Origin of the sequence: Streptomyces sp. NPDC059909 (assembly GCF_042730885.1) — a bacterium.
In the GTDB taxonomy this organism is placed as follows: Bacteria; Actinomycetota; Actinomycetes; order Streptomycetales; family Streptomycetaceae; genus Streptomyces.
The window spans coordinates 1-15,879 of sequence record NZ_JBHWKX010000081.1 but is presented as its reverse complement, the minus strand read 5'-3'; the positions used below and the strand labels follow the sequence as shown (position 1 = coordinate 15,879).

16 protein-coding genes and 3 pseudogenes are annotated in these 15,879 nt (G+C 67.6%); 10 read left to right on the top strand and 9 right to left on the bottom strand.

Annotated features, from left to right (window positions below; translation table 11 throughout):
* Positions 1 to 159 precede the first annotated feature (159 nt).
* The 4 genes and pseudogenes from ACFV9O_RS33945 (at position 160) to ACFV9O_RS33930 (ending at position 3,197) form a co-directional block, all read left to right on the top strand.
* A complete protein-coding gene (locus tag ACFV9O_RS33945; protein WP_385424957.1) occupies positions 160 to 1,410 on the top strand; it encodes an IS256 family transposase in 1,251 nt (416 codons plus the stop codon).
* 5 nt (positions 1,411 to 1,415) lie between these two features.
* Positions 1,416 to 1,856, top strand: coding sequence for a hypothetical protein (locus tag ACFV9O_RS33940; protein ID WP_385424982.1), 441 nt, complete (start codon positions 1,416 to 1,418; stop codon positions 1,854 to 1,856).
* Between the two features lie 43 nt (positions 1,857 to 1,899).
* Positions 1,900 to 2,385: pseudogene (locus ACFV9O_RS33935) on the top strand (helix-turn-helix domain-containing protein); the annotation flags it as partial.
* A gap of 410 nt (positions 2,386 to 2,795) precedes the next feature.
* On the top strand, positions 2,796 to 3,197 hold the full coding sequence (locus tag ACFV9O_RS33930) for a hypothetical protein (protein ID WP_385424986.1): 402 nt from the start codon (positions 2,796 to 2,798) through the stop codon (positions 3,195 to 3,197).
* 569 nt (positions 3,198 to 3,766) lie between these two features.
* Here ACFV9O_RS33930 and ACFV9O_RS33925 read toward each other — a convergent pair.
* From ACFV9O_RS33925 to ACFV9O_RS33890, 8 genes are all read right to left on the bottom strand, one after another.
* A complete protein-coding gene (locus tag ACFV9O_RS33925; protein WP_385424955.1) occupies positions 3,767 to 4,003 on the bottom strand; it encodes a hypothetical protein in 237 nt (78 codons plus the stop codon).
* Between the two features lie 99 nt (positions 4,004 to 4,102).
* A complete protein-coding gene (locus ACFV9O_RS33920) occupies positions 4,103 to 5,935 on the bottom strand; it encodes a DUF262 domain-containing protein (protein ID WP_385424952.1) in 1,833 nt (610 codons plus the stop codon).
* A gap of 716 nt (positions 5,936 to 6,651) precedes the next feature.
* Positions 6,652 to 6,936 (bottom strand): hypothetical protein, encoded by a 285-nt coding sequence (locus tag ACFV9O_RS33915; protein WP_385424950.1) that lies wholly within the window; start codon positions 6,934 to 6,936, stop codon positions 6,652 to 6,654.
* On the bottom strand, positions 6,933 to 7,187 hold the full coding sequence (locus ACFV9O_RS33910) for a hypothetical protein (protein WP_385424947.1): 255 nt from the start codon (positions 7,185 to 7,187) through the stop codon (positions 6,933 to 6,935). Before ACFV9O_RS33910 ends, ACFV9O_RS33915 begins: the two co-directional genes overlap by 4 nt.
* Positions 7,144 to 8,007 (bottom strand): hypothetical protein, encoded by an 864-nt coding sequence (locus ACFV9O_RS33905; RefSeq protein ID WP_385424944.1) that lies wholly within the window; start codon positions 8,005 to 8,007, stop codon positions 7,144 to 7,146. Before ACFV9O_RS33905 ends, ACFV9O_RS33910 begins: the two co-directional genes overlap by 44 nt.
* 199 nt (positions 8,008 to 8,206) lie before the next feature.
* Positions 8,207 to 8,602, bottom strand: coding sequence for a hypothetical protein (locus ACFV9O_RS33900; RefSeq protein ID WP_385424941.1), 396 nt, complete (start codon positions 8,600 to 8,602; stop codon positions 8,207 to 8,209).
* Between the two features lie 52 nt (positions 8,603 to 8,654).
* The gene (locus tag ACFV9O_RS33895; RefSeq protein WP_385424938.1) at positions 8,655 to 9,197 is read right to left on the bottom strand and encodes a hypothetical protein; all 543 of its coding nucleotides are present in this window, start codon (positions 9,195 to 9,197) and stop codon (positions 8,655 to 8,657) included.
* Complete coding sequence (locus ACFV9O_RS33890; RefSeq protein ID WP_385424935.1) at positions 9,163 to 9,576, bottom strand: hypothetical protein; 414 nt, start codon at positions 9,574 to 9,576, stop codon at positions 9,163 to 9,165. The genes ACFV9O_RS33895 and ACFV9O_RS33890 overlap by 35 nt, the downstream gene beginning before the upstream one ends.
* Positions 9,577 to 10,399: 823 nt before the next feature.
* Here ACFV9O_RS33890 and ACFV9O_RS33885 point away from each other — a divergent pair.
* Both ACFV9O_RS33885 and ACFV9O_RS33880 read left to right on the top strand, forming a co-directional pair.
* Positions 10,400 to 11,227 carry an HNH endonuclease family protein gene (locus tag ACFV9O_RS33885; protein WP_385424932.1) on the top strand — a complete coding sequence of 276 codons (828 nt, stop codon included), beginning with the start codon at positions 10,400 to 10,402 and terminating at the stop codon, positions 11,225 to 11,227.
* Between the two features lie 326 nt (positions 11,228 to 11,553).
* A complete protein-coding gene (locus tag ACFV9O_RS33880; RefSeq protein WP_385424929.1) occupies positions 11,554 to 13,440 on the top strand; it encodes a protein kinase in 1,887 nt (628 codons plus the stop codon).
* Here the strand turns inward: ACFV9O_RS33880 and ACFV9O_RS33875 are convergent.
* A complete protein-coding gene (locus tag ACFV9O_RS33875; protein ID WP_385424979.1) occupies positions 13,323 to 13,595 on the bottom strand; it encodes a DUF6207 family protein in 273 nt (90 codons plus the stop codon). The genes ACFV9O_RS33880 and ACFV9O_RS33875 overlap by 118 nt on opposite strands.
* Positions 13,596 to 13,671: 76 nt before the next feature.
* Between ACFV9O_RS33875 and ACFV9O_RS33870 the strand changes: the two are divergent.
* The 4 genes and pseudogenes from ACFV9O_RS33870 to ACFV9O_RS33855 all read left to right on the top strand — a co-directional run.
* Positions 13,672 to 13,857: pseudogene (locus tag ACFV9O_RS33870) on the top strand (hypothetical protein); the annotation flags it as partial.
* Positions 13,850 to 14,011, top strand: a pseudogene (locus tag ACFV9O_RS33865) (IS5/IS1182 family transposase); the annotation flags it as partial. The pseudogenes ACFV9O_RS33870 and ACFV9O_RS33865, both read left to right, overlap by 8 nt.
* A 503-nt stretch (positions 14,012 to 14,514) precedes the next feature.
* Positions 14,515 to 14,976, top strand: coding sequence for a hypothetical protein (locus ACFV9O_RS33860; RefSeq protein WP_385424926.1), 462 nt, complete (start codon positions 14,515 to 14,517; stop codon positions 14,974 to 14,976).
* Between the two features lie 522 nt (positions 14,977 to 15,498).
* Positions 15,499 to 15,879, top strand: a 381-nt coding sequence (locus ACFV9O_RS33855; RefSeq protein ID WP_385424924.1) for a transposase, incomplete at its 3' end; no start/stop codon positions are given.

The window sequence follows — 15,879 nt, the reverse complement described above, 5'->3', positions numbered from 1 at the left end:
GTACCGGAAGCACTTGACCGAAGAGTTCCGAATGAAGAGCAATGCTCAGGACTTGTGGATCGGTTCCGGGAGGGCACGTGAAGGGCGTACCTTCCCGAATGATCCTTTGAAGGTCTCCGAGTAGGCCCGCGTTGCAGCGCGGGTCGGGAAGGCACGCCCGTGCTCAGCGTAGTCACCGAGGACGGCTCCACCCAGTCCGGCTCCTTGATCGACGAGATCGTCCGCGAGGTCGCCCGCCGGATGCTTGCCGCCGCACTGGAAGCGGAAGTCAACCAGTACATAGCCGAGTTGGCCGCCGAGACCGACGAGGCTGGCCGCCGCTTGGTCGTCCGCAACGGTCACCACCGGCCCCGGACCGTGGTCACCGCGGCCGGACCCGTTGAGGTGAAGGCCCCGCGGATCAACGACCGACGCGTCGACGAGCAGACCGGCGAGCGGAAGCGGTTCTCCTCCAAGATCCTTCCGCCGTGGTGCCGCAAGTCGCCGAAGATCTCCGAGGTGCTGCCGCTGCTCTACCTGCACGGCCTGTCGTCCGGGGACTTCGTCCCGGCCCTGGAGCAGTTCCTTGGCGGCACGGCCGGCCTGTCGCCGGCGACCGTGACCCGGCTGACCAAGCAGTGGAGCGACGACCACGCTGTCTTCCAGCAGCGCGACCTGTCGGACCGGGACTTCGTCTACGTGTGGGCCGACGGAGTGCACCCCAAGGTCCGGCTTGGCCAGGCGCACTCGTGCGTGCTGGTCCTACTCGGCGTCCGCCTGGACGGCACGAAGGAGCTGGTCGCACTGGCCGAGGGGCTGCGGGAGTCCACGGAGTCGTGGGCCGACCTGCTGCGCGACTGCCGCCGGCGCGGCATGCGCGACCCGGAGCTGGTGGTCGGGGACGGCGCGATGGGCCTGTGGAGGGCACTGGCCGAGGTGTTCCCGGCAGCACGGCATCAAAGGTGCTGGGTTCACAAGGCCCGCAACGTCACGAACGCTCTGCCGAAGTCCGCGCAGGTGGGAGCGACGAAGGCCATGCAGGAGATCTACAACGCCGAGGACCGAGCCCACGCCGAGCGGGCGATAGAAGCGTTCGCCCGCACCTACGGCGCGAAGTTCCCCAAGGCCGTCGCGAAGATCACCGACGACCGGGACGAGCTGCTGGCGTTCTACGACTTCCCGGCCGAGCACTGGATCCACCTACGGACCACTAACCCCATCGAGTCCACCTTCTCCACCGTCAAGCTCCGCACCAAGGTCACCCGTGGTGCTGGCAGCCCGGCAGCGGCGCTCGCCATGGTGTTCAAGCTTGTCGAGTCCGCACAAGCGCGATGGCGCGCGATCACCGGTGCTCACCTGGTGCCCCTCGTCCGTGCCGGCGCGCGCTTCGAGAACGGCATCCTGGTGGAGCGGTGCGAGGTGGCCGCGTGAAGGACATGTATTTGGCACTTGAAGCGCTGACCGACCGCGATCCGAACCGGCGGGACGTCGCCGCCTGCGTCTTCGGGGACCTCCTGCGCGGCAACGCACTCGACGCCGATTCCACTCGCCTCGTCGTCGGACGCCTGGTCGGCCTGGCGGTCAACGAACCGGTGGCCATGGTCCGCGAGTCTGCCCTCAACTCGATCAGCGAAGCGTTCAACCACCACAGCCTGCCGCTCGGCATCGTCCAACCGCTGGCCGCCGCCATGCCGACGATGGAGCCCGAGCTACTCGCTCACTCGCTCTACATCTTCGGCGCGACGCACGACCCCCAGGCCCGCCCACTGATCGACCCCTTCCTCAACCACCCCGACGCGGACGTGCGAGAGGAAGCCGGGCGCGCCGCAGCCGAGATCACCACATCCACCACAGAAGGCCACAACCACAACTCTTGACTATTGCTCCGCCGTCCACGACGGCAAAGACTCCGGCACACTCATGCGCCAGGTCACCGGCCTTCACCGGCTCATCGAGGACGTCGAGGCCGCTGCCGTCGGCCGGGGACGCGCCCGCGGCGAATCGTGGAAGGACATTTGCCGCGCCACCGGCCGAGGGGCTGAGCGCCTGCGTAAGAAGTGGACTCAGGACGCCATCACCCGCCGCTTGGACCTTGTCCGCGCGGCACGCGCCAGCCGGAACTTTCCAGCAGAACCGAACAAGGCCACTGCCAACTCGGTCCACCTGCCCGGGCACGGCCGCGGAACGGGATGCGAAGCCGACCCGGTCCGCCCCAGCAGGACCCCCGCGCAGCAGCTAGCGGCGGCGTTGTCGTTTCTCCAGCGCACGACCAAGAGGTCGATCAAGGAGACCGCACACGACATCGGAGTCTCACCCTCCTACGTCTCCCGGATCCTCACCGGCACCCGCCGTCCGTCATGGCCCGTCGTCGAACGATTCGCCGTAGCCTGCCACGGCAGCCTCCCTGAACTACGCGACCTCTGGGAGGCCACCCAACGCCCACCGGACGTCGACACTCCCCCCGCGAACCCGCTCCCCAGGACTCAGCGGAAGCGAAGGACAAGTTCCACACCGCGCTCAGCGCGCTCTATCTCGCTGCTGACCGGCCCGATCTGTGGTCCGTTCGGCGCCTCACCGGCGCCAGAAGGAGACTGTCCATCAGCGAGATCACCCGCGTCCTCAATGGCGGGCACATCCCGGACTGGGAGACCGCCGCCCGGATCGTCTTCGCCCTCCGCGGCCACCCCGCCGAAATCCGCCCCCTCTGGCAGGCCGCCACCGCGCCACCCGACGACCCCACCGCGGCTACGCGGCTACCTCTACCTGCCGCAGCCTTCGGCTAGGCCGCCTTCCGCACTCCTCGGGGGGAGAAACCCATGCGCACCCACGCCCACGGCGCGGCCCGCAGCGGCCCGCTGTCTCTCGCCTACGAAGCCTTCCAGGCTCTCCACCGTCCCCACTACCTCCTCTACGCCCGCGCCCACCTTGGTCCAGCGCGGGCGACGGAAGCGGTCCACTCGGCGTTCGCGGCCCTGCTCGACGCCTGGCCCGCCGTCATCAGCTCCGGCAACCCCAGCACCCGAGCCTGGGAGCTCCTCACCGAGCAGGTTCACAGCCGCACCGGGGCACGCGTTCGCGCGACGGACCTGCTGCGCGAGGACCTGCAGACGCTGGCGACGCTGGGGTACAGCGCCGAACTGACCGCGACCGTCACCGGCCTGTCCCTCGGGAGCGTCCGGTCCCTTACCCGCAGCGGCAGTCCGGCACTGCCGAGCTGAGCACGCATCACGCGGCGCGGCCACCACCCCGGTTTTCGCCGATTGCGGCAACGCGCGAAGCGGCGGCGCAGCCCCGACACAGAGACGAGACCAGCCCGCAAAAGACGGACGGCCCAGCCGGCAGGGACAAGCCCCCACGCCCAGGATCCGCTGGTAGTCGGGCGCCAGCACCGTCACCGGCAGCCCGTCCCGCCAGGGCGGCACCGTCGAGCCCGGCACCGGCGCGAGCGAGGGCGCCGCTTGCTCCTCCGCCTCGGCACGGCAGTGGTCTCGGCCGCAGAGACTGCCAGGGCCTCGACCAGCTCTTCCCGCGCGATCACCCGCCGGTCCAGCTCGATCTCCGCAGCCTCCAACACCTCGGCCAGCCGTCCGACTTCCTCCCGCAGACCCTCCACCCGCGCCCGGGCAGCCGCCTCCCGCTCCTCCAGCATTCCCAGCACCGACGCCACCGCGCACCCCTCGACCATCAAGCGGACACAAGACGCCGGCGTGCCTCCCTCACCCAGGGCGAAACCATGCCTGACCTGCAGGAATCAAACGATCACGTTCGGTTGAGAGACGGCTTCTAATCAGGGTCTGCAGTATGGGCAGAGACCGCGCTTGTCGAGGCTCTCGGGATGGGTGTGCCCGCAGCCAGCGCACTCGAGCGGATCCGCCCTGTAGTCCTGAAGGCGCGGCATGGCGGAAGATGCCTCCTGCGGGTACTCGATGGGGTCGTCGTCCTCGCTGTAGTAGTAGTTCGGCGCCCTGGACGGGTTACCTCCGGGTAGGTCGTACTCTGCGTACCAGTCAGCGATGGAGTCCATGTGGTGAGCCTCCGTGGTATCTGCGAGCCGCTCAATAGGGTCGGCATCCCGTGATCGACGTTGTGGGAAGTTGCAAGGTTCCGCCTGGGCAATGAAGGTTCACAAACCTTCATTGCCCGGGTCGGGCTCATCTACTGGCGTGTTCTGAGGGGCATCTGGCGTATCGACTACCTGTTCGGTGAGGGCGGTGCCCAACAGGGTCGCCAGACGTTGACGCATCCGCGACCGGCGTGCTGCGTAGAACTCCTGGAACCCGGTCACCCCGTCGGGCAGGCCCGTCGCGTCGTACTCACGCAGCCAGCTCTCTCGCTCGGCGTCCGACTGGAAATGCTTGTCCAGCCAGGCAGCTGGCAGGCCAGCTTGCTTTGCAATGTTCTCGGGTCCTCTGAGCAACTGGAGATTTGCTGCCCTGTCTGCCCAGTCCTCGATGAGCGGGAGATCGTCGTCGGCAAGACCTGCGGAGCGCAGTTTGGACCGTGAGCGCAGGACACTGCGGGGGAAGATGTGGTCCTCGTGGAAGTGGTCACGGGTGTCGACGCCCGGGTACAGCATCGCAAGCATCGGGAACAGCCGCTTCGACCCGTACTTGAGGTCCAGGAGGTCATCGATCTCGGTCGGTTCGAAGCGAAGCGACTTGCCCTGCCGGGCCATTTCGCGCTCGATTGCGTCACCCGGCCATCCTTGTGCCCCTTCCTTCTCCAGCACGGCACGCAAGCCGGTGAGCAGCCGGTCCAGGCCGCTGCCCCAGATGCCCGACTTCATGAGCGAGCGCTGCAGCCATCGGCGGATCGCCGCGCGGTCCTCCCGAGCGGCCTCGGCCGTGCGATAGCTGTCGCCGAGGCTTCGGCGGTTGAGATAGTAGGCCAGCGGGATCAGGACGCTGTTGGCGGTGAGGGTGACACTGGAGAAGCCGAAGTCGGACAGCAGCGCGACGCCCAGGCGCAGGGCGCTCTCGATCTCGGTCCAGTGCTTTTCAAGGGAAGCCATGGTCTCGCGGTCGAAGTTGTCGACCTTGAAACGGATGTCCCCTTTCCCGAGCAGGACTAGTCCCGTTTTTAGGACCAGGTCCTTGCTGAAGGCGAACCCCTGTCCCACGTTGTTGAGTTCGTCAACGAGACGGTGAATTGTCTCCCGGGCATCGTGTTCGACCCACTGGGCGGTGGCCACCGAAAGTAGGAGGTCGGAGTAGGAAAGGACGGTTCCTCCGGAGTTGACCCGGATGAAAATGTTGAGGACCTTGTCCAGCTCCTGTGCTTCTTCCAGGAAGAAGTTCACCGTCGGGACAACGTGTACGACCTCGTGCAGCCGACTGAGCACGTCGCCGGCGACCTCGTCGTCCGCAACCCCATGACGCTGGAGCTCACGGATTACGTCCCGAGCGCCGCGCAACTTGAGAACATCTGAAACCCTGTACCAGTGGGCTTCCGCGCCCTGATTGGCGCCCTGGGCCTCCTCTGCGGTGAGGAAGCGGAAGTCGTACTCGACGCCCAGGTCATCGTCTCGGCCGTGATGAAGAAGGTCCAGGTAGAGGACCTTCTTCGGGTAGGCGAGCGGATTGTTGGCCCACATCCGCGGGAGCTTCGCGGTGAACGAGCCGCACAGGCCGATGTTGAGAGCGGTCAGCCGCTGCTGGCCGTCGAGAATGGCAGTGATGGCCCGGTTGCCCAGCGGACCGGTAGCGGCGCAGTGGGCGTTGTCCCGCTCGTGGTAGTCACGCATGAACTCGTAGAAGGCGAAACGTCCGGTATTGCTTTCCTTGACCTGCCACATCAGGAACGAGCCGATCGGGTACCCGCGCATGAGACTGTCGAACAGCCGGGTAATCTTGTCTCGCGACCAGACGAATTCGCGCTGGATCGCCGGCAACACGTACTCGCGGCCATGGATCCTGTCCAACGCGTTGGCAATCGTGATCGGTGTCTGGAACGACACGAGCCCCCCTGTGCCTCAACTGTGCTTCACACCGTAGCGATCAGATCCCAGCTAAACGAGGGCTGTAGCGACAAGACATGAATCAGCGTGTCAGGCCCCCATGGTCGGCTGTCCCGCCACCAGGTGACCCGGCGCCGAGGCCGGCCTCGTTCGTGGTTGACAGCTCTCGTCCGCCCGGGCGGGAGTTGGTATCCCGCTTCTGGTTTCGGCGGCCTGCATCCACACGACTCCCGGCACGGCAGGTCAGGCCGTGCTGCTCACGTATGACAGCGGGAACTCGCCGAACGCGATGACCCACGGGCGGCTCGGTGGCGCGGCGCTGCGGGAGCAGTTGAAGTTCCAGCAGACCGGCCAGAGAGGCCTGAGCCACTCAAGAGCTTTGGGTGGCGTGGCTCAGCCTGAGGCACTACCCGGGGTGGGCTGGCCGAACAGGTCGTGCTGGCCGCATTGCGCCGCGGTGAAGGCGTTCTCCGTGACCGCGTCGAGTTATCGGCCGCTCCTCATGCGAGCGCTCGCATGAGCTGACAGTCGAGGAAGCGGAAGCCTGGCGTGGGCGAGCAGCCAGGCCTCCGTCTACCTGTGACTTGGTGGCTTTCAGCATGGCGCTTGGCTGCTTCCCCCCGGCGCGGTCAGGACGGAAGGGCGCGCAGGACGAACGCGACTTCGTCGTACCAGCTCAGGAGCTCGCCGAGGGTCGGTGGCATGGCGTACTGCTGCTAGTGGCATGCGCCGCTCAAGCTGCTCCAGACTGCGGCCACCCTGCCGGCGAGTTCGGGGTTCAGGTGGTGGGCCAGCCAGACGACCTTGGTCTGCATGCGGCACCGCCCGAGTGCCGGACGCTGTCTGCTGAGGTAGGCGTCCAGCTTTCCTTCCAGCGCTCGGCGGAGGAGGAAGGCTGTTGCGCGAGGGTGGGCGCTCCCGGAGGCGCCGGCGTCCAGCAGGGCGACGGCGGCAGCCATGCGTTCGGCGGCAGTCAGGGCGGGCGCGGTGGAGGTTGTCACAGGGAACGCATTCCTTCCGCGGTGATGGTTGCGCGCTCGATGAACCGGGTGGCGTGGGCTGCGTCCGGGATGGTGGTGTGGGCGCCCTTGTTGCACTGCTCGACGACCGCAGATGCATCAGCGCCCAGCCGTCGACCGAGTTCCTGGTACACCGCAGGCTTGCCACGCCGCTCCCCGAAGAGCGCGAGGGCGGCCAGGTCGGTGAGTTCATGGGCCTTGCCGACGTGGTCCTCGATCGTGGCGTGGTCCATGCCGGTGGCGAGCAGGGTGCGGCGGGCCGACTCCTGGAGCGCGGCCTCCAGGGCAAGGCGACACTGTCCCGGGAGGACCTCGCCGAGGACAGCCGCAGTGACCTTGGGGTCCTTGGCGACCGCACGGGCGGCTGCCAGTTCCCGCTTGACCGGGTCGTCGACGCGGGCGCACGGTCACTTTGGAGTGCCGGAATCTGCCGACCTCCAGGATTGTGGCCTTGATCCGGTGGAAGCGCACTGCATCGGGCAACCGGGTGTCATGGGAGAAGACGACGACCTGGTGTGTCTTGGCGATCGCGTCGAGCAGCCGCGCGAGCCCCTCGACCTTCCTGGGGTCCATGGACTGCACCGGGTCGTCGATCACGATGAAGTTGAACGGACTGCGCACCGACATGGCGCGGGGGAGGAACAGGGCCAGCGCCAGAGAGAACAGTTCTCCCTGGCTGACGACACCCAGCGCGGAGGCGTCCACGTCATCCACGGTGACGTTCAGCGCGACAGCGCGCCCGTTGTAGTTCTCGGAGCCGTTGAGGGTGACGGCGCCCAGGGTGACGTTGCTTTCCTGGCTGAGGTACCGCCAGATCTCCTGGGCCTGCTCGGCGATGGAGCTCATCCGTGCATCTCGCAGCTCGGCCTGGACGTCCTTCAGCCAGGCGCGTGCCCTTTTGACCTGGGTGAGCACCGGCTTGGCCGCTGCGGCCCCGTCGGCCAGGTCCAGCCAGGTGGCGAGCCTGGGCACGACGCTGCGCCACTCATCCTCCTGCTCGGCGAGCCGGCGCTGCGCCTCCTCGCGCACGTACCGGCAGGCGTCGGCAAGCACGAGGGCCCGCCTTTCGGCTGCGGCTGCGAGTTCGACCAGGTCCCGGATGCCGCGGCAGGCGGCCCATTTCGTCCCATACGGCGTGCAGGTGCTCGGGCAGGTCGCCCGGCCGGTTGTGGGCGAGCGCCCGCAGCTCCTCGGTGGCCGCGTGCAGGGCCTGCTGCGCGGCGTGGGCTTCGGCGGCCTCCTCGCGCAGCTGCTAAGCCTGGGCGGTGGCGGCGGCTACCCACTCGTTGTTCAGGCGGTCCGGGGCCTGGCAGACCGGGCAGGTGTGGTCAGTCCGGTGCCGGGCGCGTACAAGCAGTGCACGCTCGAGGAGTTCGGCGCGGGCGAGGGCGTCACCGGCGTCGCTGCAGCGGGCGTCGTCGGCCCTGGCCATGGCCTCCCGCAGCCGGGCAACAGCTGTGGCGACCACGGCGGTGTCCGGTCCGGTCAGCGTGGCCAGGCGGTGCAGCCGGGCCAGTTCGGTGGTGTCGGCCAGCGGTGCCCCGGTGATCAGGGACCGGATGCGGTCGCGGTCCGGGGTGCGCTGCTGCAGTGCCCGGGCTGCTTCCTGAACCCGCTCGTCCTGGGCCTCGGCGAGTGCCGTGAGCAAGGGCGGCAGGGCGGCCTTGGCCCCGTCGGAACGGGGGCGGGGCAGCTATCGATCATGCTGGCGCGATGTGCTCCGACCAGGGCGACCATGCCCTGTCCTTGTCGGGGCTGGGCGGCGTGCACTTCTTGGAGCAGAACTGGGGCGGCAGATGAAGGTTGATCCACGGGGGGAGGGCCTGCCCGCAGGCCGTGCACGATCCGGTCGCCTTCTTGATGCGGCGTGCCTCCGTGGTCGCTATCTGCTGCAGCCGGACGCGCTCGCGGTCCATTGCGTAGCGGATGGCGATTGCCGCCGATTCGTCCCAGAGGTGCCGCTCTTCGAGGGTGTGTGGGTCGTCGAAGCATGCGTTCAGCAGTGCTGTCGTGACCTGTTCGAAGGCACCGTGGACGACCGCCGCTTTGACCAGCAGATCGGCGTCTGGGCTGCCCATCAGCAGGGTTGGGTCACTGATTCCCTCGCAGTGGTAGTACCCCCAGTCACTGGCCATGGAGACCAGCTCGCTGACAGGACGCTCAGCGAGGTGGTGTCGGCAATGGACGATGACGTCATGGGCGGGGGTGTCATTGCAGCCGGGCGTACGGCAGAGCTCTCTCATCCAGCTGTCCTGCGACAGTACGAGGTCGAAGCGCCGCTGCCCACATGCCACGACTGCCGTCTCCAGGGGGTGCATCGACTCCACCTTCAGGCGAGCTCCGCCGTCCTTCCTCGGCCAGCGCGCCGGCGAGCTGCTTCACGGTGCTGAAGGGCACGGCTCCGCCCAGCACGCGCGACTCGAACGCCGCGGGCGCCAGCTCCTCGGGGTACCCCCAGTCGATGGTGGCAGGGGGGAAGGTGGCGCACTCACTCAGCAGGTCTTGGAGCAAGAAGGTCCGCTCGGTTCCTGCGATGGCCAGTTCGCGCGCTACCGCGGTGTATCGGCGGCCCGAGGCCTTCTGCTCAGCCCGGATGGCGTCCTTGCGCTTCTTGTCCTTCATGACGTTCCTCCCACGACATGCCCACGCCCATGCCGTAGCAAGGCATCACGAAGAGTTGAGGTGCCGCGCGAGTCTGAGACCCTTGTCCGCGAGCCGGCGCGTGGGTGCTCTTCCGGCTGGGAGTCTGGCAGGCGCGTGCTGCCGCAGGGGCAGAGTAACGCATCCCACCGTCGACGCCGCGCTGCTGTCGGAACTTCACGGACTGGTGTACATCCGCGCCCTGCTCGTCTGCGCCGTCTTCCCACTGCCGGAGCCCCCGCAGCCGCGGGGGCGGACTGGTGACTACCACGTATCGGGCCGTTCTCCAGTTCGAGGAGGGCGGCCCGGCGGTCACGGGCGAGTGGGCGCTCAACGACCCCGCCCGGCGTACGTACCAGGGGTGGATCGGGCTGTACAGCAGTCAACCTGCCGTGGTCATTCGGTTGATCGAGGTGATCGACGGCGTCGAGCACGTGCGTCGGACCTGGGCCCTGCAGAGAAAAACGGTCACGGATCCTACGGAGCCCCCGGGCTGACGCCGCGGATGACCCGCGCAGCCGACCACGCCTCCGTGGCCCCGCAGCTGTTGCAGGCGAGCAAGGTGCGCTTCTCGCGGGTGGAGCTGGTCATGAGCCCCACCGTATGGCCGCACAGTGGACGTGCACGACGCGCGCCTGGCCGCTTCCGGCCGTACCGTCGCAAGTGGCGCGCCCGCTTGGACAGGACAGCGGGTCGGCGGCCCCGCGTTCCAGTCGCACGTACGCGGGGCCGTCCCACACCTGTTCGTCCGTGCTGGACTGGGATGATGAGTGCCCATCAGGCCACAGCCCCCGGAGTCGTCCCAGTGTCACGACATCGCGCTCTCATCCCCGCGCCCCTGCTTCTTGCCGCCGTGCTCACCGGCTGCACCGCCGCGGGGACCGATGACCAGAAGGCCCCTGCCACGCCTGCCGCATCGGCCCCCTCGGTGACGAAAGGCCCGGAGGGCGTGTCCGGTGGCGCTGGTGGCGGTATGCCGCTGGCCCGGGCCATTGCCGAGATCCCCGTCGCTGCCGAGCACGAGGGCGGCTACGACCGGAAGTTCTTCAAGCACTGGAACGGCGGGGTGCAGGCCGATGATGGGTGTGACACCCGGGAGGAGCTGATGCTCGCCGAGGCGGTGAAGCAGGCCGAGCGCGGGGAGGGCTGCAAGCTGTCGGGGGGTGAGTGGGTCTCCTACTACGACGGGGTCACCGTCACCGACCCATCCAAACTGGATGTTGATCACATGGTTCCGTTGGAGGAATCGTGGTCGTCTGGGGCGTGGCAGTGGACGGCTGATCAGCGCGAGGCGTACGCCAACGACCTTGCCGCGGAGCGGTCACTGGTGGCGGTCACGGCGAAGACCAACCGTTCCAAGGGTGCCCAGGACCCAGCGAACTGGCTGCCGCCGGCCGAGTCCGCACACTGCACCTACGCCGCAGACTGGACGGCCACGAAGCTCCGCTGGGGGCTGACCGCTGACAAGGCCGAGGTGGCGGCCCTGACCGAGGTCGCCGCCCACTGCCCTGACACGACCGTGAGCTACGAGCCCGCCGGGGAACGCCGGACGCCTGAGGGCGGGGGTATCCCGGTGCCCAGCGAACCGGACGCCCAGCCGGCACCCCAAGGTGAGAACGGCCCCTTGCCCTGACCGGGCAGCACAAAGAGGACCTGGGAAAGTCTTCTTCTCCCGGCGGCGTGCCCAAGCCGTTTGGCCGATGCTGGCTGGGTTTGTGCCCGCTCGAGGCCCCGGTCGGGCCGGGATCGTGGGGAGGCCAGAGTGTGGAGGGGCACCGACGAAGTACGCCGATCAGGCGTACGACCAGACCGTCGTAGATCTCGGGCAAGTCCCTCAGCGCCGCTGTTCCGGCTGATGGGGCAGTGCACAGTTGATCTTCGCCCGTTTGCGCTCGACCTATTTGTCGTTTGCGTTTCGAACTCATACGGTTTCGAAGTCAGGCGTTGTGGAGGGCTGCCATGACGGAGGGCGAGGATGCCAATCGCGTGGTAGCGGGGCGGTACCGGTTGCTGCGCAGGCTCGGAGCCGGGGGGATGGGGCAGGTGTGGCTCGCCCACGACCAGAAGCTCGAGTGTGAGGTGGCGCTCAAGGAGCTCGCTCTTCCAGTGGGGATCCCGGAGGAGGAGTTGGGCGCCCGGATCGCCCGTGCCCGAGTCGAGGCTCGTCATGCCGCCCGGCTGCGCAGCCACCCGCACGTGGCCACCGTGCTCGATGTCTTCGAGGAGAGTGGCCTGCCCTGGATCGTGATGGAGTTCGTGCCCGGGGCAAGGGATCTCGCTGAGGTGGTACATGCGCACGGGCCGCTGCCAGCGGCGAAGACTGCGCGCATCGGTCTGGCCGTGCTCGATGCATTGATGGCAGGCCATCGGGCGGGCATCCTGCATCGGGACGTCAAGCCGGCCAACATCCTGCTCGCTGGGGAACTCGCCCCGCAGGCTCAGGACCGCGGCGAAGGCGGGCAGGTGTTGCTGGCCGACTACGGCATCTCGCTGCAGCCGGACTCGGGCGAGACACGGTTGACCGGGACGTCGGGGATTATCGGCACCCCAGGGTTCCTGGCACCGGAGCGCGCCCGCGGAGTGGCACCGAGCTCGGCTTCCGACCTCTTTTCACTTGGCGCCACCTTGTATTACGCCGTGGAGGGAAGCGGGCCGTTCGACCGCCCCACCCCCTACGAGACGCTGACGGCGCTGCTCTTCGAGGAGCCCCCGCCGCCGACCCGGGCTGGAGACCTGGGGCCCGTTCTGGCCGGACTACTGGCCAAGGACCCCGAACAGAGGATGGGGGGCGACGAGGCGATGCATAAACTCGCCGAGCTCGCCGACAGGCCACGTGCAGCACCCCGGATGCGAGAGCCGACGGCCCCGACAGCCGAAACAACTCAGTTGCAACCGGACAAACCCTCCGCCTTGCGGCCGCTGCTTGGCGCACCGCCGACCGAGGAAGGCCCCACGGCCGACAGCGGGGCTGCGCCACAGCCGCGGCATCCCTGGCGGTCCAAGCTCCCTTCAGCACGGGTTCTGGGCGGCATCGCCGTCGTACTCGTGGCCGTCGTCGGTGGCATCTGGGCGGGCGTCGCATTGTTCAGCGGCGCGAACAACAAGACCGCTGAGACCGGCCATGCCCTGCCATACGGGGACGACGTCGGACTGACCCGCGAGCTGAAACCCGGAGACTGCGTCCACGCCTCCTGGCTTGGCGAGCGGTTCAAAGGCTTGCCCAAACTGAAGATCGTGGACTGCAAAAGCAACCCGGACGGCCAGGTCCTGGACATGAACGCATCCACATCCCTGGACGACGCGAGGACCAATGGTCATGGCGTCTGTACGGGCCTCCTGCGGGACACGACGAGCAAGATGACCGACGTCCGGTCCTTCGCGCTGGTACCCAGCGAGGCCGCATGGGACAACGGCGTACGGAACACCGCCTGCCTGCTCTTCGGCAAGACCGTCAGCCTCTACGGCCCTGTGGGCAGCTATCGGAAGCACGGCGAACAGATCTTCGTCGAGAACAGCACAATCGGCGACTGCTACAACACCAGGAAACTAGAAGAACACAACTACGCCCATCGACTGGTGGACTGCAAAGAACCACATGAATTCCAGGGCTTGGGCTACGTCAAGGCGCCCCAGGGCATGAAGTTCGGATCTTGGGACGTATATTACGACCTGTGTGTCAAGCGGTATGGGTCCTACAAGAGTTCCACCCGCGACCTATATGCCTGGGTTCACGCCGAGCAAACCTGGAACCAAGGTTTCCGGTTCGTGATGTGCCTACTTGCGATGCCTGAACCGGGCCAGAAGCTTCCGCCTGGCTCAGCCGTACCAGCATCGGCCCGTGACTGAACTAGTTGTGAGATTGCGACGATCGCGGTCGCCTCGTCGTGGGCGGTGACGTTCAGGACCACCAGGCCCGGCTCGGACCCATGCTGTTCGTCGATTCGGTCCATGACTCGCACGAGGCGGCCAGCATCGGGCCGGTTCACCGCCAGAGCGCACATCACCTGAAAGATCATCCCTGCGCTCACGCCCCTGCCGTCGGTGCCACTGTCAGTGCCAGATGCGACGCTGGCCGGCATGGACGAGCTGATGCGCGGAAGGGTCTACGGCACTGACCACACCAACTCAGGACCTCGGCCGGGTTATCTCTACCGCGAACTGGTCGCAGGGCCGTTGGACGGCCTACTGCTCGACGTGACCGACTGGTCCGAGGAGCAACTGCGCGAGGGAGCGGCACTCCAGACGGAGATCGGGTCGAGTGGAGCGCGCCTATGGGATCTTGATGCTGCACCGCAGGCTGGTACGCGACTACGAGCACCGGCCCCGCAGTTCGGAGTCGCGGGTGTACTGGGCGATGACCGCGGTGATACTGCGCCGGTTGACCGGGGCGACCACGCCAGCCTGGCGCACCGCATGACCGGCGGGGAGCTGACGCTCGGCGCAGTGCTGGCGCGGCTGGAGGATCGGGAACGGGAGATCACCGCGCAGGCCGAGGAGACGCGGGAACAGATCACGCAGCTGACCGCGCAGCTCGACGAACTCGGCCGGGCGGCCGAGGAAGTTCGGATCACCCGCAAGACACTGCTGGAGCTGCCCGACCCGCAACCGCCCGCGCCGCCGACACCGAAGCTGCCGGATCATCCGGCCTACCAGCAGATCATGGCGGTGTTCGCCGCGGCCGACCACCCGCTGCGGGCCCGGCAGGTGTGCGAGGCGATGGACCTGACGGTCGCGCCCAACAACATCAACAACGTCCGCCTGAAGCTCAAACGGCTGGCCGACCGCGGAATCCTGACCGAGACCGAGCAGGGCTTGTTCACCCAGCCCCGGCCGTAGTCGACCGCCGTCGCCGCGACCTTCCCGCTCGCCCCACACGAAACGAAGAATCGGGCATCAGGTCTCATACCGCCCTCTCACAAGGTGGTCGACGCGTGCCGGAAGGCGGGCGCGCACTTCTCGCTGGCCGTCGCGGTCAAGAAGACGATCCGCGAGGCGATCGCGGCCATCGACGAGTCCGCCTGGACCCCCATCAAGTACGCCGCCGCCGTCTGGGACGCCGCCGAGAAACGCTGGATCTCCGACGCGGAGATCGCCGAAGTCCCGTTCACCGCGTTCACCAGCAAGAAGAAGGCGTTTCACACCACCGCCCGGCTGATCGTGCGCCGCGTGAAGCGGCTGAACCCCAAGTCCGTGCCGGAGGGGCAGGCCGAGCTGTTCGGCGTCTGGCGCCACCACGTCATCTTCACCGACAGCCCGTTCGTCCTGGCCCAGGCCGAACCCATGCACCGTGAACACGCCCAGGTCGAGCAGGTCTTCGCCGATCTGGAAGACTCCGCGCTCGCCCATCTGCCCTCAGGGAAGTTCACCGCGAACGCCGCCTAATGGGCAGTGAAGCGAGGCACTGCCCCACCGCTAATGGGCAGTGAAGCGAGGCACTGCCCCACCGCTACTGGGGGACTTGGAATCCCCCGTGCGTGGGGTGTGCCACTCTTCCGGATCCACGCTTGAACGCTGCCCGGCACGAGATGCCTGAAGCCAGACGAGCGGGTCCGATGTGACAACAGTGGTCGGTGCCGGAAAGCGGCATGACGCTCCCGGGGGACTGGAACTCCGAAGGCAGAGCCGCCCCCGGCACCGTCCGCTGTGGACACCTGCGCGCCCACCACCGACGTGACGATCGGATGATCGGATCGTTGAAGTTCGTGGTCCGAGCCCCTCGCGGGGATCACCTCTCAACGAACCGGGAGCCTTCAAACTCCAGGAAAGACCGAGGGCCCCGCGGGCAGCTGGGGTCACGAACGGCTAATCGGATGACGGGCCATCAGAGCCCTTCCATTAGGGAGACGCGTGCCCCTGCACGGCTGTGACCAGCCGCAACGCGAAATACCGAGAGGACGTGCACGGATGACCGCAAGTGCGTTCTGCGGGATCGACTGGGCCAGCGACCATCATGACATCGCCGTAGTCGACAGCGAGGGAGCCCTGTTAGCCCGGGCCCGGATCGGCGACGATGCCGCAGGCCTGCAACAACTCCTCGACCTGCTCGCCACCCACGGCGACACCCCCGAATCCCCGATCCCGGTAGCTATCGAGACCTCCCGCGGCCTGTTGGCCGCCTGCCTGCGCGCCACCCGGCGTCCGGTCTACGCGATCAACCCCATGGCCGCCGCCCGTTACCGCGACCGGCACGCTGTCGCCCGCAAGAAGTCCGACCACCTCGACGCCATGATTCTGGCGAACATCCTGCGCACGGACGCCGCCGCCCACCGCCCACTGCCCGCAGAC